This window comes from Streptomyces sp. NPDC058307, from assembly GCF_042880295.1.
Classification (GTDB): domain Bacteria; phylum Actinomycetota; class Actinomycetes; order Streptomycetales; family Streptomycetaceae; genus Streptomyces.
Genome location: NZ_JBHVYZ010000015.1, coordinates 54560 through 68502, shown reverse-complemented (window position 1 = coordinate 68502; position 13943 = coordinate 54560). Strand labels below are relative to the sequence as shown.

Here is a 13943-nt window from a genome sequence, read left to right as displayed (position 1 = left end):
GTAGCACCGGGCTCGCTGGAAACGGTGTACTACTTGATCTTCGTGCCCGCCGAGCGCAGGTTCTGCGTGGCCTCGACGACGCGGGCGGCCATGGAGGCCTCCGCGAGCTTGCCCCAGGTGCGCGGGTCGTAGGTCTTCTTGGAGCCGACCTCGCCGTCGACCTTCAGGACACCGTCGTAGTTGCGGAACATGTGGTCCGCGACGGGGCGGGTGAAGGCGTACTGGGTGTCGGTGTCGAGGTTCATCTTCACGACGCCGTTCTCCAGCGCGGTGGCGATCTCCTCGGCGGTGGAGCCGGAGCCGCCGTGGAAGACGAAGTCGAAGGGCTGGGACCCGGCCGGCTTGCCGAACTTGGCGGCCACGCCGTCGTTCAGCTCCTTCAGCAGGTCGGGGCGGAGCACGACGTTGCCCGGCTTGTACACGCCGTGGACGTTGCCGAAGGAGGCGGCCAGCAGGTAGCGGCCCTTCTCGCCCAGGCCGAGCGCCTCGGCCGTACGGATCGCGTCGTCGACGGTCGTGTAGAGGGAGTCGTTGATCTCGTGCGTGACGCCGTCCTCCTCGCCGCCGGTCGGGGTGATCTCGACCTCGAGGATGATCTTCGCGGCGCGGGCGCGCTCCAGGAGCTCCTGGGCGATGGAGAGGTTGTCGGCGAGGGTCTCCGCCGAGCCGTCCCACATGTGCGACTGGAACAGCGGGTTGCCGCCGGCCTTCACGCGCTCCTCGGACACGGCGATCAGCGGGCGTACGTACCCGTCGAGCTTGTCCTTGGGGCAGTGGTCGGTGTGCAGGGCGACGGTGACCGGGTACTTCTCGGCGACGATGTGCGCGAACTCGGCGAGGGCCACGGAACCCGTGACCATCTCCTTGCTGTACTGGCCGCCCAGGAACTCGGCACCGCCGGTCGAGATCTGGATGATGCCGTCGCTCTCGGCCTCCGCGAAGCCGCGCAGCGCAGCGTGCAGGGTCTGGGTCGAGGTCACGTTGATGGCCGGGTAGGCGAACCTGCCTGCCTTCGCCCGGTCGAGCATCTCGTTGTAGACCTCGGGAGTTGCGATCGGCATGTGTCCGCTCCTTGTATCTGCGGGTTGGCGTACTGCGTGCTTACGGCCCTGACCTAGACCTTGTGTGGGGGTTCGACGTCATCGTCGGCCCCATCCTTCCAGACTTGGCCGGATGGTCCATCCCCTGGTCAGTCCAGCCCCTGGTCAGGCCAGTCCCAGCTCGTCCTTCGAGTACGCGAAGAGGTACGGCACTCCCGCGCCCTGCTCGATCTTCTCCGCGGCGCCCGTCGCCCGGTCCACGATCGTCGCGACGGCGACGACCTCGGCGCCCGCCTCGCGCACCGCCGCGACCGCTTCGAGCGGGGAGCCGCCGGTGGTGGAGGTGTCCTCGACGACCACGACCCGGCGGCCCGCGATGTCGGGGCCCTCCACGCGCCGCTGCATGCCGTGCGCCTTGGCGGCCTTGCGGACGACGAAGGCGTCCAGGCGCTTCCCGCGCGCGGCGGCCGCGTGCAGCATGGCGCCGGCGACCGGGTCGGCGCCCATGGTCAGGCCGCCGACCGCGTCGAACTCCAGGTCCGCGGTCAGGTCCAGGAGCACCTGCCCGACGAGCGGGGCCGCCTCGCCGTCGAGGGTGACGCGGCGCAGGTCGACGTAGTAGTCGGCCTCCAGACCCGAGGACAGGGTCACCTTGCCGTGCACCACGGCCTTGTCGAGAATGTGCTGCTTCAGGGCGGCGCGTGCGTCAGTCATGACTGTCAGCTTAGAGGCGGTGCCAGCTCCAGGTCGTCGAGGCCTCCAGCGGCTCCAGGGGCGTGACCAGGCGCGGCAGGGTGTTCAGGCCGTTGGGCGGCCCGGTCTGCGGCTCCACGCAGACGGCGGCCTCCTGCTCGTCGTAGACCACGACCCATTCCTCGCGGCTGGCGACCTTCAGCTCCAGCTGCCCGGGCCAGGTGAGGGTGACGTCGACGCCGCCGGGCATGCCGAAGCAGTCGTCCCAGGGGCCCGGCTTCGGCTCGACGCGGTTGCCGGTCGGCAGGTGGTCGTCGCCGCGCTCCTCCTGCCAGGCGGCGGTGAAGTCGAGCCGGACGGGCTCGCCGCCGTCGAGGGTGCGGTTGAACCAGGGGTGCCAGCCGATCTGGGCCGGGAAGGAGGAGTCGTACGTCTCGACGGACATGGTGAGGGTCAGGGCGTCCGGGGTGAGCGCCGCGATCTGGGTGACGCGGCCCGAGTAGGGCCAGGGCTCGACGAGGTCGTACGTGAGGACCGCCTCGTCGGCGCTGCTGCGGGCGACGGTCCAGGCACCGTCGCGGGCCGTGCCGTGAATGGCGTGCGGCGGGGAGTTGAGCGGCAGCTGGTGGACGTCGGCCCCGTCACGGAACCGTCCGTCCCGGGTACGGCCGCACCAGGGGACCATCGGGAAGCAGCCGAACCGCTCCCCCTGGCGCAGCAGTTGGACGCCTCCGACTCGAAGTCCCCCGACCCGTCCGCCGTTTCCCGGCTGCAAGGTCGCTTCCGCGTCGCCCGCGGTCAGCGTGATGTCTTCTTGGCTCACGGGACGACCCTACTCAACGGCGCTTTCTCAGGGCCCTTCCCACCACGATCGCCGATGCCAGGGCCACCGCCGCCGCCGGTGCCGCCCAGCGCAGGGGCAGGCCGGAGGCGACCGTCTGGGGAGCGGGGACGGGGGCGTAACGGCCCCGCGGGGGCGCGTGGTCGACCTCTTCCGCGCTGCGGCCGATCATCGTGCGCCGGGCGTGGGCGGCCTCGGCCGGGGGGTGGACGGGCTCCGTGAAGTCCTCGACGAGGGGGGCGGGGGGCTCTTCGGGCGTCTCGCCGGCCTCCGGTGTATCCAGGGCCTCCGAGGTGTCCACGGCCTCGGTGGTCTCGGGGGCCTCTGGTGTCTCGGAGGTCTCCGCCGCCCCTGAAGTGGCCGCGGCTTCAGCCGTCTCCGTCCGCTCCGGCTCCTCCGTCGTCTCGCCCAGCGCCTCCGCGAAACGGTTCAGCAGGCGTACGACCGCGGAGCTCACCGCATCCTGGGGAAGTTCCGTGACGCGGCCGTCCGCCGTGGCCGTGCCGTCGAAGGTCAGGGTCGTGCCGCCGTCCGTGTCGCGCAGGCGCACGGTGAGGGCGAGCTTGACGGAGCCGGTGCCGCGGGTCTCGCCTGCCTCGCCCTCGACGGCGTAGGAACCGTCGTCCCGGGCGGCGACGTGTGCCGTGCCCCGGTAGGTGACGGAGTGGCTGCCGACCCGCACCTTCAGCCGCCCGGCGACGGGGTCCGCGCCGGCGTCCTGCTGGAGCCCGGGGACCGCCCGGGCCACCCTGACGGGGTCCCCCAGGGTCTGCCTCAGCCGCTCGACCGGAACCGGAACGAACACCTCATGCTCCATGGTTGCCGAGCCTACCCAGGGGCGCCGGTCCTGCACCCCCGGTTGGTGGAAAGTGACGGCGCTGTTCCGTCCCGCGGCGTGGATCAGTAGCGCGGATGCACCAATGTGGAGGCCCCGAGGCCCCGGACCCGGGTGGCCTGAGCCGCCCGCAGCGCCGCGCGCAGGGACTGATCCGTCAGGGTCGCCGGCCGGGGCCCGCGGGGGTCCAGGGCCAGGGCCGGGCGCGGTCCCCGCGACGCCAGCACGAAGCCCCAGTCGCGGGGGGCACGGGACGCCCCGGCCGTGCGGTCGGGTCCCGCGGCGAAGCCGGAGTCGCGGCCGCCGACGCGGTACGGCGTGGTGCGCAGGCCCGCCGCGCGCAGGGTCGCCTCCACCGTCCAGAAGACACGGGGACGGGAGGCGACCGGTCCCGCGTGCACGACGAGACGGCCGCCGGGGGCCAGGACGCGGCGGACGAGGCCGTAGAACTCCTCCGAGTACAGCTTGGCGCTCGCGGTGACGCGGGGATCGGGCAGGTCGGCGATCACCACGTCGTACGACGGCACGGGCGCCGGCGTGCGCAGCCGGCGGAAGGCGTCCGCCGTGCTGACGTGGAGGCGCGCGTCGTCGTAGACGTGGCCGTTGAGCCGGGAGAGCGCCGGGTCGTGGCGGGCCAGGTCGACCACCGCGGGATCCAGTGCCACGATGTCGACCCGCCGCACCCCGGAGTACCTGAGCACCTCACGGGCGGCGAGCCCGTCGCCGCCGCCGAGGACGAGCACGCGCGCGTGGGGGCCGTCCATCGCGGGGTGGACGAGGGCCTCGTGGTAGCGGTCCTCGTCGCGGCCGCTGACCCTCAGACGGCCGTCGACGTAGAGGTCGAGGGGGCGGCCGTCGGTGCCGCCGGTGAGGGCGATCTCCCGGACGCCGGTCTGCACGGCGACGCGCACGTCCTTGCCGTAGACCGCCTCCTGCGCGGCCCGCTCGAAGTCGTCGACGAGGAGGGTGGCGGTGGCGAGGACGCCGAGCACGGCGAGGTTGGCGACCAGCAGCAGCCAGCGGGCCCGGCGGGTCAGGTCGCGGCGGAACAGGCCGAGGACCAGGGCGCCGCCCGCGACCGCGTTGACCGCGCCGGTGAGCATGGCGCCGGTCAACTGGCCCAGCAGGGGCAGCAGCAGGAACGGGAAGGCCAGGCCGCCGACCAGGGCGCCGACGTAGTCCGCGGCGAACAGGTCGGCCACCGCGCCGCCCGCGTCCTGGCGGCGGATGCGCTGGATCAGCTCCATCAGCAGGGGGACTTCGGCGCCGATGAGCAGACCGATGGCCAGGGAGAAGGCGACCAGGAGCCAGCGCGGGCCGCACACCCACAACCCGCCCCAGTCGCCGGTCCACGCGAACACGGCGTACAGGGCCATCGCGCTGCACCCGCCGACGAGTGCGAGCAGCGCTTCCAGCGCGCCGAAGGCGGCCGCCGCGTGCCGGCGCAGCCGCTTGGCGAGCAGCGAGCCGATCCCCATCGCGAAGACCATGACGGACAGCACCACGGAGGCCTGGGTGACCGGGTCGCCGGTCAAGTACGAGGCGAGAGCGACCAGTTCGAGCTCGTACACCAGTCCGCAGGCCGCGCAGACGAAGACGCACGCGAGCACGAGGAACCGCCCGGTGCCCTGCCGGACCGGCAGCCGCGCGGGCCCGGCCCAGGAGGGCGGAGCGCCGGGCGGGGCGGGGGCGTGCGGCTCGATCACGGTGCGACGTTACGTCACGGCTCCGGCACGCTTCGTCACCCACACGTGTGGAACCGGGAGTGAACCGGGAAACAGGGGTTTGCGTCGCTCAACCCGACGCCCCGTCGCTCAACCCGACGTCGCCACCGAAACCCTGACCCCGACACGCGTCCGCGTGGCCACCAACTGCCCGTCCTGCGGGTACGCGTGCCAGGTCCGCCAGTGCACCTGCCCCTCGTACCGCTGGGCCAGTAGCGCGGTGAACGCGTGCGGGCTGCCGGGAAAGACCCCGGCAAGGCCGTGCGGATGGTCGGACACCAGCGCGAGCAACTCCTGTGCCCGGCCGGCGAACTCGCCCGGCGACAGGGCCTCGACGCGCGCGGCGAACTCGTACTCCCAGTTCCCCACCCGCTTGGTCACGCCCAGCGGCAGCGGCGTACTGCTGCCGGCGATGCACGCCACCGTCTCCGAGCAGGTGCCCCGGTCCTCCTCCAGAAGCACTTGGTGGGAGGCGCCGAGGAGTCTCAACTGCAGCTTCGTCCCGCCGATCTCGAGGTCGAGCTCGGCGAGGGCGGGCAGCGGCTCACGCCCCAGAGCCCAGGCGAGGTCGGCCGCGCGCGTGTCGGTGTACGAGGTGTTCAGGGTCGTGAGCATGGATCGGCTCCGCTAGCACGCAAAGAAAGGGTGGTGTGGGGTACCGGCGCACCCGGGCGACTGTGGGGGGGATCGGCCCGGTCAGCCCAGTCGGGAGGTCAGGAGGTGTCCGCAGGACGTCCGAGGGCTGCGTTGGTGGTTTAGAGGGAATCATGAACGGCGGTGCCGTCACAGGGTTTTTACCCAACTTCGGGGGGTTTCCATCCCTGCGTGGGCTCCCCAGCTCAACTGTTCAACCACGGCGCACGCCACGGCGGCCGGAGCGTGCGCCGGAGCACCGGAGTGACAAAACGACAAGCGGGGGCGTGCGGCCCGACCCCAGGTCAGGACCCACGCCCCCGCGTTCCCCCGTTCCCCCGGTTTCGGATGCGGTTCCCCCGGCCGGAGCTCAGCTGCCCCGTGTCAGCTGCCCCCGCCCCCGCATCCGCCACCGCCGCCCCCGCAGGACGACCCGCCACCACAGGAGGACCCACCGCCACAGGAGTGCCCGCCGTGGTGGCCGCCGCCACCGGAGTCCGATCCGCCGCCGTCGCCCCCGGCCCACCAGCTGCCGCCGGCCGTGCCGGCCCCGCCGCTGCTGTGGGCCCGCATACGCCGACGCGTCGAGCCGTTCCGGAACACCGTGGCCACCGCGCCGATGAGGAACAGGACCAGGAACACCACCAGGATGATGCCGAAGACCATGGCTCACCCTCCTTCCGTTACCCCCTCGAAGCGACCCCCCGTGGGCGCCTCGCCGGTTGCGTGAGCTGGAGATGCCCTTCCGTCTCACGGGTCAAAGCAGAGTTGAGGAACTCCAGAGCTTGGGCGCAGGATGACCCGCATGACCTCCAGCGCGCGCCCCCTGCTCAACCGCCGCCTCGCCGAGTTCGGGACGACGATCTTCGCCGAGATGTCCGCCCTGGCTCTGCGGACCGGCTCGATCAACCTGGGGCAGGGCTTCCCCGACACGGACGGCCCCGAGGAGGTCAGGGAGGCGGCGGTGCGGGCGCTGCGCGACGGACGCGGCAACCAGTACCCGCCGGGCCCGGGCGTCCCGGAACTGCGCTCGGCGGTCGCGGCGCACCAGGAGCGCTGCTACGGCCTGGCCTACGACCCCGACACCGAGGTGCTGGTCACGGCGGGTGCCACGGAGGCCATCGCCGCCGCGCTGCTCGCGCTGGTGGAGCCGGGTGACGAGGTCGTCGCGTTCGAGCCGTACTACGACTCCTACGCGGCCTGTATCGCGATGGCGGGCGGGACCAGGGTCCCGGTCACCCTGCGGCCGCACGAGGGCAGCTTCCGCCTCGACCTCGACGAGCTGCGCGCCGCCGTCACCGACCGCACCCGCCTGCTCCTCATCAACACCCCGCACAACCCCACCGGCACGGTCCTCACCCGCGAGGAGCTGACGGCGATCGCCGAGCTGGCCGTGGAGCGGGACCTGCTGGTGGTCACGGACGAGGTGTACGAGCACCTGGTCTTCGACGACGCCGAGCACCTGCCCCTCGCGACCTTCCCGGGGATGCGGGAGCGCACGGTCTCCATCGGCTCCGCCGGCAAGACCTTCTCCTTCACCGGCTGGAAGGTCGGCTGGATCACGTCGACGCCCGGCCTGGTCTCGGCGGTCCGCTCGGCGAAGCAGTTCCTGACGTACGTGTCCTCCGGCCCCTTCCAGTACGCGGTCGCCGAGGCCCTCGCCCTCCCCGACAGCTACTTCACCGCCTTCCGCGAGGACATGCTGGCCAAGCGTGACCTGCTGGCGGCGGGCCTCGCGGACGCGGGCTTCAAGGTCTTCAAGCCGGCCGGCACCTACTTCGTCACCACCGACATCCGCCCCCTCGGCGAGAGCGACGGCTTCGCCTTCTGCCGGGCCCTGCCCGAACGCGCGGGCGTCGTCGCCATCCCGAACGCGGTGTTCTACGACCACCGGGAGGAGGGAGCGCCGTTCGTGCGGTTCGCGTTCTGCAAGCGCACCGATGTTCTGGACGAGGCTGTGGCCCGCCTCAAGAGGCTCGCCGCCTGAGAGCGCGCCGGACGAGCACCGTGGACGGACGACGTTCCAGCCGCTCAACGGGTGACGCTGCCCCGGTCGCCTTTCTTCGGGTCACCACGGGAACCCCGGATGGGCTGTCAGCTGTGAGGGGCGTTGAGTGGGGTGTGGGCGCGTGTGTCAGGAGGTGTGAAGCGCCCCGTCGTGTCCACGTGGCATCGCCGGCACCCGGATTTCCCCGCCGCCTTTGAGTGGTTGATCGCGGCATGCTTTGGCAACGCGCTCCGACGGAACTCCGTTCGGAACTCGCCCTGTTCGGCATCATCTGCCTGCGAGAAAGCTTCGCCCCGTGGCAGCTGGTCGAGACACTCGGTGTACTCGGACCAGGATCTCAGGGACCCCGACTGGCTCTCCCGTGAACCCGTCCGGGCCAAGCTTCGAACCGCACCCGCCGCCTGCTGGCGATGTTCGACTACCCGCCGGAGGAGGAGCGCGAGGCGGTCGACCTGGTCCTCAAGCAGATGGAGATCGCGGCTGCCTTGTGGGCGCCCGCAGTGAAGTAGCGGACGGTGGTACACCAGGCAAGCTAAAGTGACACCACGGGTACGTACCCGTACCCGTCCCGGTGAGCAAGGAGTTCGCATCATGCCCGATGCCAACGTTCGTATCCCCGCCGATGCTCGCGACCGGCTTGCCGAGATAGCTGCTGAGGAGGGGCTGTCCCTGCGTTCCTACCTGGCCCGGCTCGCCGAGACCCTGCTCACCCCGGCGGAGCGGGCCGAGCGGGCGGAGAAGGCACGGGCAGTGCTGCGCAAGTGGAACGGCTACGACCCCAACGACCGCGAGCAGGCCGAGTTGGACGCCGAACTGGACCGCCGTATGACCGAAGCGGGTGCCGCGTGACCCGTGACGTGCATGTGTTCCTCGACGAGAGCGCGATGGTGGCTGCTGGGCGAGGCAACGCCCTGGCCTCCCGGCTGATCCATCGCGCTCACGCCGAGGCGGGCTGGTTCCTGTACGCCACCGTGTGTGCCCTCGTCGAGGCCGACCGTGCCCGGCCGGGCACCGCAGAACACGTTGCCGCCCTGCCCGGCATCGCGATCGTCGACCTTGACCTGCCCGCCGCCCTGTCGGTAGCCCGCGCGACCACATGGGCCGACGCCCACACGCTCTACGCTGCCCAGCCCAGTCCCGACCGACCGGACGGAGCAGTGATCGCGACCACCACGCCGCACACGTGGAAGGGGCAGCCGGTGCGCACCCTGGACCTCAGTCCCTGAACTCAGGCGGCAAGACTCTCCCCGGCCTCCCACAGGTCCGTGACAGCCCGGACCGTGACGGGGTGGGCGGCCACCACGGGGAGACCGTGGCCGAACCTCGGATCGATGGTGGGCAGGTTGTTTCCCCTGGTTCTTTGGGGAGGTCAGCGGCCCGCCGGACCCTCGCGGACAAGAGCCCGGTGAGTCGGGAGCGCGGCGGGCCTGCTGGTGACGTGGACCGCGCTGTGGGTGGCGATCACAGTCGAAAAGTTACCCACAGGCTGTGGACGACCGCCGCACTCGCACCGCCCGGTCGGCTCGCCTGTGTACCGCGCCGCGAACGGCCAGAGCCCGGCCCCGGCACGCGGCCGTGGTGGCCGGTGCCCTGGCCGGGCTCTCGTTGCCTGCGGGGCGTATCAGGTCATGTCAACCGATACACCCCGGTAGCCGGAGAACGTCTACTCGTCGTCCTCGGGCTTCTCGGCGTCGTTGACTTCCTCCTCGAGGCCGAGCTGCTCCACGAGCCACTTGTCGAACTCGATGGCGGCGCGCACCCAGCTGACGGTCGAGGAGACGAAGTGCTCCAGGCTGACGCCGGTGCCGATGAGCATCTGCGCCTCACCGATCAGACGGACGGTGCCGTCGTCATGGGTGTGGCTGTAGACCTTGGGCCACAGGGTGCGCCGGTTCCAGTCGTCGATGGACTCCAGCAGCGTGGGCTTCTCGTCGATCTGGTGGGGCCGGTCGTAGAACGTCCGCACCGAGAAGACCTGCTGGTCACCCTCGCCACGGAACATGAAATACGTACGGAACTGCTCCCACGGCGCCGCGAGGTCACCCTCGTCGTCGACGACATACTTCAGCTCCATCTGGTCGAGGAGCTGCTTCACGAGATCCTGATCCGGGACGACGGGGCCCGCCGGTCCTTGGGGCTGCGGCTCGGGCTGGCCCCCGAAGTTCGGAATCGAGGACGGATCGATGGTCACCGTGAATTTCCCTTCGTACGGATCCCGCCATCCTCCCCCATCCGGGGAGGGGGGTGGCAAGCCCAGACGGAACCTGTCCTCCCAGGGCTGACATGATCCGGTCAGCCACGGTAAACAGGGGTCAAGGAAACGGGGAAGCCATGACACCGACGCAGACCGAGACGCAGATCGAGACAGTGCCGGAACAGGCAGAGCCGGGCGGGACCAGATGGGGCGTCTTCCTGGCGATCCTGGCCGTGCCGACGCTGGTGGTGGCGGCCCTGCTCGCGCTGGGGATCGCCTGGCTGTTCACGGACGACTCGGTCGCCGCGGACGTGAAGAAGACCTCGTGCTCCGAGGCGCTGGCCTTCGGCGGGGCGAAGCTGCCGGCGGGGGCGTACGACACCTGGTGCGGGGTCGAGGCCGGGCCCGAGCCCCGCTTCGACGCGCGCTTCCGGATGCCGCGCGGCGAGGTCGACGCCTGGGTGGCGGCCACCTTCCCCGAGGGGCCGCGGCTGCGGACCACGCAGTGCGGCGACGCCCAGGTCGACGCGTGCCTGAACGCGGGCCCGGTCGCCGGAGAGCGGGCCTCCGTGCAGATCGAGATCGTCCACGACGGGCACAAGTGGTCCGAGGTGCGGTTCGTCGCGTTCACGCTGTGACAGCCGCGTCCACGATGTGAGAGATCGCGTTCACGCTGTGACGAGGGGGCAGCGCCCCCTCGTCACCACGCCGCTCAGAGCGTCTTGCCCGTCTCCGGACGGCCGGTCGCCGGTCCCACGATCAGACCCTCGCCGAAGGCGTCCACCCGGACCGTGTCGCCGTCCTTGACCTCGCCGGACAGGATCTCCTTGGCGAGGCGGTCGCCGATGGCCGTCTGGACCAGGCGGCGCAGCGGGCGGGCGCCGTAGGCCGGGTCCAGGCCCTCGACGGCGAGCCAGTCCAGGGCCTCGTCGGTGACCTCCAGGGTGAGCCTGCGCTCGGCGAGCCGCCTGGCCAGGCTGTCGATCTGCAGGCGCGCGATGCGGCGCAGCTCGTCCTTGGTCAGGGCGGAGAAGACGACCAGGTCGTCGAGCCGGTTGAGGAACTCCGGCTTGAAGGAGGCGCGGACCACCTCGAGGACCTGCTCCTTCTTCTCCTCCTGGGAGGTGATCGGGTCGACCAGGAACTGGCTGCCCAGGTTCGACGTCAGAACCAGGATCGCGTTGCGGAAGTCGACCGTACGGCCCTGACCGTCCGTCAGGCGCCCGTCGTCCAGCACCTGGAGCAGGATGTCGAAGACCTCCGGGTGGGCCTTCTCCACCTCGTCGAGGAGCACCACGCTGTACGGCCGCCTGCGCACCGCCTCGGTCAGCTGACCGCCCTCCTCGTAGCCGACGTAACCGGGGGGCGCGCCGACCAGACGGGAGACCGTGTGCTTCTCGCCGTACTCCGACATGTCGATGCGGACCATCGCCCGCTCGTCGTCGAAGAGGAAGTCGGCGAGGGCCTTGGCGAGTTCGGTCTTTCCGACGCCGGTGGGGCCGAGGAAGAGGAAGGACCCGGTGGGCCGGTCCGGGTCGGAGATACCGGCCCGGGTGCGCCGTACGGCGTCGGAGACGGCCTGCACGGCCTCGCTCTGGCCGATGAGCCGCTTGCCCAGCTCCTCCTCCATGCGCAGCAGCTTCTGCGTCTCGCCCTCCAGGAGGCGGCCCGCCGGGATGCCGGTCCAGGCGGCGACGGTGTCGGCGATGTCGTCGGGGCCGACTTCCTCCTTGACCATGGTGTCCTTGGAGACCTCCTCCTCGGCCTCGGACGCGGCCTCCAGGTCCCGTTCCAGGGTGGGGATCTCGCCGTAGAGCAGCTTGCTGGCGGTGTCGAAGTCGCCGTCGCGCTGGGCGCGTTCGGCCTGACCGCGCAACTCGTCCAGCTTCTCCTTCAGTTCACCGACCCGGTTGAGGGACTGCTTCTCCTTCTCCCAGCGGGCGGTCAGGCCCCGCAGCTCCTCCTCCTTGTCGGCGAGGTCGCGGCGCAGCCGCTCCAGGCGCTCGCGGGAGGCCGGGTCGGTCTCCTTGACCAGCGCGAGCTCCTCCATCTTCAACCGGTCCACCCCGCGCTGGAGTTCGTCGATCTCGACGGGCGAGGAGTCGATCTCCATCCGCAGCCGGGAGGCCGCCTCGTCGACGAGGTCGATGGCCTTGTCGGGCAGGAAGCGGGAGGTGATGTACCGGTCGGAGAGGGTGGCCGCCGCGACCAGCGCGCTGTCGGCGATCTGGACCTTGTGGTGGGCCTCGTAGCGTCCCTTGAGTCCGCGCAGGATGGCGATGGTGTCCTCGACGGTCGGCTCGGCGACCAGCACCTGCTGGAAGCGCCGCTCCAGGGCGGGGTCCTTCTCGATCCGCTCCCGGTACTCGTCGAGGGTCGTCGCGCCGACCATGCGCAGCTCACCCCGGGCGAGCATGGGCTTGAGCATGTTGCCGGCGTCCATGGAGGAGTCGCCGCCGGCGCCCGCGCCCACGACGGTGTGCAGCTCGTCGATGAAGGTGATGATCTGCCCGTCGGAGTCCTTGATCTCCGCGAGGACGGTCTTGAGCCGCTCCTCGAACTCGCCCCGGTACTTGGCACCGGCGACCATCGCCCCGAGGTCGAGCGCGACGAGCCGCTTGTCCTTGAGCGACTCGGGCACGTCCCCCTTGACGATCCGCTGGGCGAGCCCCTCGACGACGGCGGTCTTGCCGACGCCGGGCTCGCCGATGAGGACGGGGTTGTTCTTCGTACGGCGGCTGAGCACCTGCACGACCCGGCGGATCTCCTGGTCGCGGCCGATGACGGGGTCGAGCTTGCCGTCCCGTGCGGCGGCGGTGAAGTCGGTTCCGAACTTCTCCAGGGCCTTGTACTGGCCCTCGGGGTCGGCGGTGGTCACTCTGCGCCCTCCTCGGGCCTTCTGGAACGCTTCGAGCAGCTTCTTCGGGGTGGCGCCCTGTCCCGTCAGCACCTCGGCGGCCGGTCCGCCCTTGGCGGCGATGCCGATGAGCAGGTGCTCGGTGGAGAGGTACTCGTCGCCGAGGTCCTGGGCACGGGCCTGTGCGTCGGCGATGACGGAGAGCAGGTCGCGGTTGGGCTGCGGGGGCGCGACGGTGGACCCCGCCACGCTGGGCAGCGAACCGAGCACCTTCTCGGCCCCGGCCCGCACGGCGGCCTGGTCCGCGTCGACGGCAGCGAGCAGGTCGACGATGTTCTCGTTGTCCTGCCCCTGGAGCAGAGCAAGGAGCAGGTGGGCGGGGGTGAGGTCCGGGTGTCCCTCGGTCACGGCCCGGTTGCTGGCCGCGTTGATGGCGTCCCGGCTCCGGTTGGTCAGCTCGGCATCCACTGGTCCGTACTCCTCCTCGGTGTCAGCTCCTGTACCGACTCCTGCGCTGACTCATTCAGCGTACATAAAGTTGAGTCTATTCCACTCAAGGCAGTCCGTGGGAGGGATCAGGGGCTAGCGTCCCGGCATGACCTCCTACGCCCAGGATCCGGGTGCCCCGGACCCGTCGTTCCTCAGCTTCTGGCGCGAACGGCATCTGTGCACACTGACGACACCCCGCCCGGACGGGAGCCCGCACGTGGTGCCCGTCGGGGTGACGTACGACCCCGAGGCCCGTCTGGCTCATGTGATCGCGAGCCGGACGAGCGCGAAGGTACGGCACGTGCTGGCGGCCGGCGAGGGCGGGGCGGCGGTGGCGGTGTGCCAGGTGGCGGGGCGGCGGTGGGCGACGCTGGAAGGGCGGGCGCGCGTGCGCACGGAGCCGGACCGGGTGGCGGACGCGATGCGGCGGTACGCCGAGCGCTACGAACGGACGCCGGCGCCGAACCCGCTGCGGGTGGTCATCGAGATCTCGCTCACCGGAGCGATGGGGAATTTCTGAACGGCTTGCCGAGCGGCCCACGAGCGGCCTTCCGAGCCACGGACCGATCACCCCATACCGCGAAATGTCGCCCAAAACTGCAGCGGCGTCACCGTGTTCAGGTCACGGT

At 71.1% G+C, this 13943-nt stretch carries 14 protein-coding genes; 5 read left to right on the top strand and 9 right to left on the bottom strand.

The genetic code is table 11. From position 1 onward, the window contains the following. Window positions 1-29: 29 nt before the first annotated feature. From fbaA to ACFVYN_RS13750, 7 genes are all read right to left on the bottom strand, one after another. Complete coding sequence (gene fbaA / locus ACFVYN_RS13780; RefSeq protein WP_389997123.1) at window positions 30-1061, bottom strand: class II fructose-bisphosphate aldolase; 1032 nt, start codon at window positions 1059-1061, stop codon at window positions 30-32. Window positions 1062-1205: 144 nt separating this feature from the next. Then, window positions 1206-1754 carry an orotate phosphoribosyltransferase gene (gene pyrE, locus ACFVYN_RS13775; protein ID WP_352387621.1) on the bottom strand — a complete coding sequence of 183 codons (549 nt, stop codon included), beginning with the start codon at window positions 1752-1754 and terminating at the stop codon, window positions 1206-1208. A gap of 10 nt (window positions 1755-1764) precedes the next feature. Continuing rightward, window positions 1765-2556, bottom strand: coding sequence for an aldose 1-epimerase (locus ACFVYN_RS13770; RefSeq protein ID WP_389997120.1), 792 nt, complete (start codon window positions 2554-2556; stop codon window positions 1765-1767). 13 nt (window positions 2557-2569) lie between these two features. Then, on the bottom strand, window positions 2570-3391 hold the full coding sequence (locus ACFVYN_RS13765; RefSeq protein WP_389997117.1) for an SRPBCC domain-containing protein: 822 nt from the start codon (window positions 3389-3391) through the stop codon (window positions 2570-2572). Between the two features lie 83 nt (window positions 3392-3474). Continuing rightward, the gene (locus ACFVYN_RS13760; protein ID WP_389997114.1) at window positions 3475-5115 is read right to left on the bottom strand and encodes a polyamine aminopropyltransferase; all 1641 of its coding nucleotides are present in this window, start codon (window positions 5113-5115) and stop codon (window positions 3475-3477) included. 108 nt (window positions 5116-5223) lie between these two features. Next, complete coding sequence (locus ACFVYN_RS13755; protein ID WP_389997111.1) at window positions 5224-5748, bottom strand: DUF2617 family protein; 525 nt, start codon at window positions 5746-5748, stop codon at window positions 5224-5226. 402 nt (window positions 5749-6150) lie between these two features. Further along, on the bottom strand, window positions 6151-6432 hold the full coding sequence (locus ACFVYN_RS13750; protein ID WP_389997108.1) for a hypothetical protein: 282 nt from the start codon (window positions 6430-6432) through the stop codon (window positions 6151-6153). A gap of 130 nt (window positions 6433-6562) precedes the next feature. Between ACFVYN_RS13750 and ACFVYN_RS13745 the strand changes: the two genes are divergently transcribed. The 3 genes from ACFVYN_RS13745 to ACFVYN_RS13735 all read left to right on the top strand — a co-directional run bounded on the left by ACFVYN_RS13745 (window position 6563) and on the right by ACFVYN_RS13735 (window position 9000). Continuing rightward, a complete protein-coding gene (locus ACFVYN_RS13745) occupies window positions 6563-7753 on the top strand; it encodes a pyridoxal phosphate-dependent aminotransferase (protein WP_389997105.1) in 1191 nt (396 codons plus the stop codon). A gap of 612 nt (window positions 7754-8365) precedes the next feature. Continuing rightward, window positions 8366-8623, top strand: coding sequence for an Arc family DNA-binding protein (locus ACFVYN_RS13740; RefSeq protein WP_389997102.1), 258 nt, complete (start codon window positions 8366-8368; stop codon window positions 8621-8623). Between the two features lie 35 nt (window positions 8624-8658). Next, window positions 8659-9000: a hypothetical protein gene (locus ACFVYN_RS13735; protein ID WP_389997313.1), complete on the top strand. Its 342-nt coding sequence runs from the start codon at window positions 8659-8661 to the stop codon at window positions 8998-9000. A gap of 437 nt (window positions 9001-9437) precedes the next feature. Here ACFVYN_RS13735 and ACFVYN_RS13730 read toward each other — a convergent pair whose 3' ends face one another. Further along, entirely contained in the window at window positions 9438-9965 is a 528-nt protein-coding gene (locus ACFVYN_RS13730; RefSeq protein WP_020119256.1) for a YbjN domain-containing protein, read from the bottom strand. Between the two features lie 140 nt (window positions 9966-10105). Between ACFVYN_RS13730 and ACFVYN_RS13725 the strand changes: the two genes are divergently transcribed. Beyond that, complete coding sequence (locus tag ACFVYN_RS13725; protein WP_389997099.1) at window positions 10106-10606, top strand: hypothetical protein; 501 nt, start codon at window positions 10106-10108, stop codon at window positions 10604-10606. Window positions 10607-10680: 74 nt separating this feature from the next. On the opposite strand, the gene clpB is transcribed toward ACFVYN_RS13725, so the two are convergent. After that, complete coding sequence (gene clpB / locus ACFVYN_RS13720; RefSeq protein WP_389997096.1) at window positions 10681-13293, bottom strand: ATP-dependent chaperone ClpB; 2613 nt, start codon at window positions 13291-13293, stop codon at window positions 10681-10683. Between the two features lie 127 nt (window positions 13294-13420). Here clpB and ACFVYN_RS13715 point away from each other — a divergent pair, with 127 nt between their 5' ends. Then, window positions 13421-13834: a TIGR03618 family F420-dependent PPOX class oxidoreductase gene (locus ACFVYN_RS13715; RefSeq protein ID WP_389997093.1), complete on the top strand. Its 414-nt coding sequence runs from the start codon at window positions 13421-13423 to the stop codon at window positions 13832-13834. The last annotated feature ends 109 nt before the right edge of the window (window positions 13835-13943 follow it).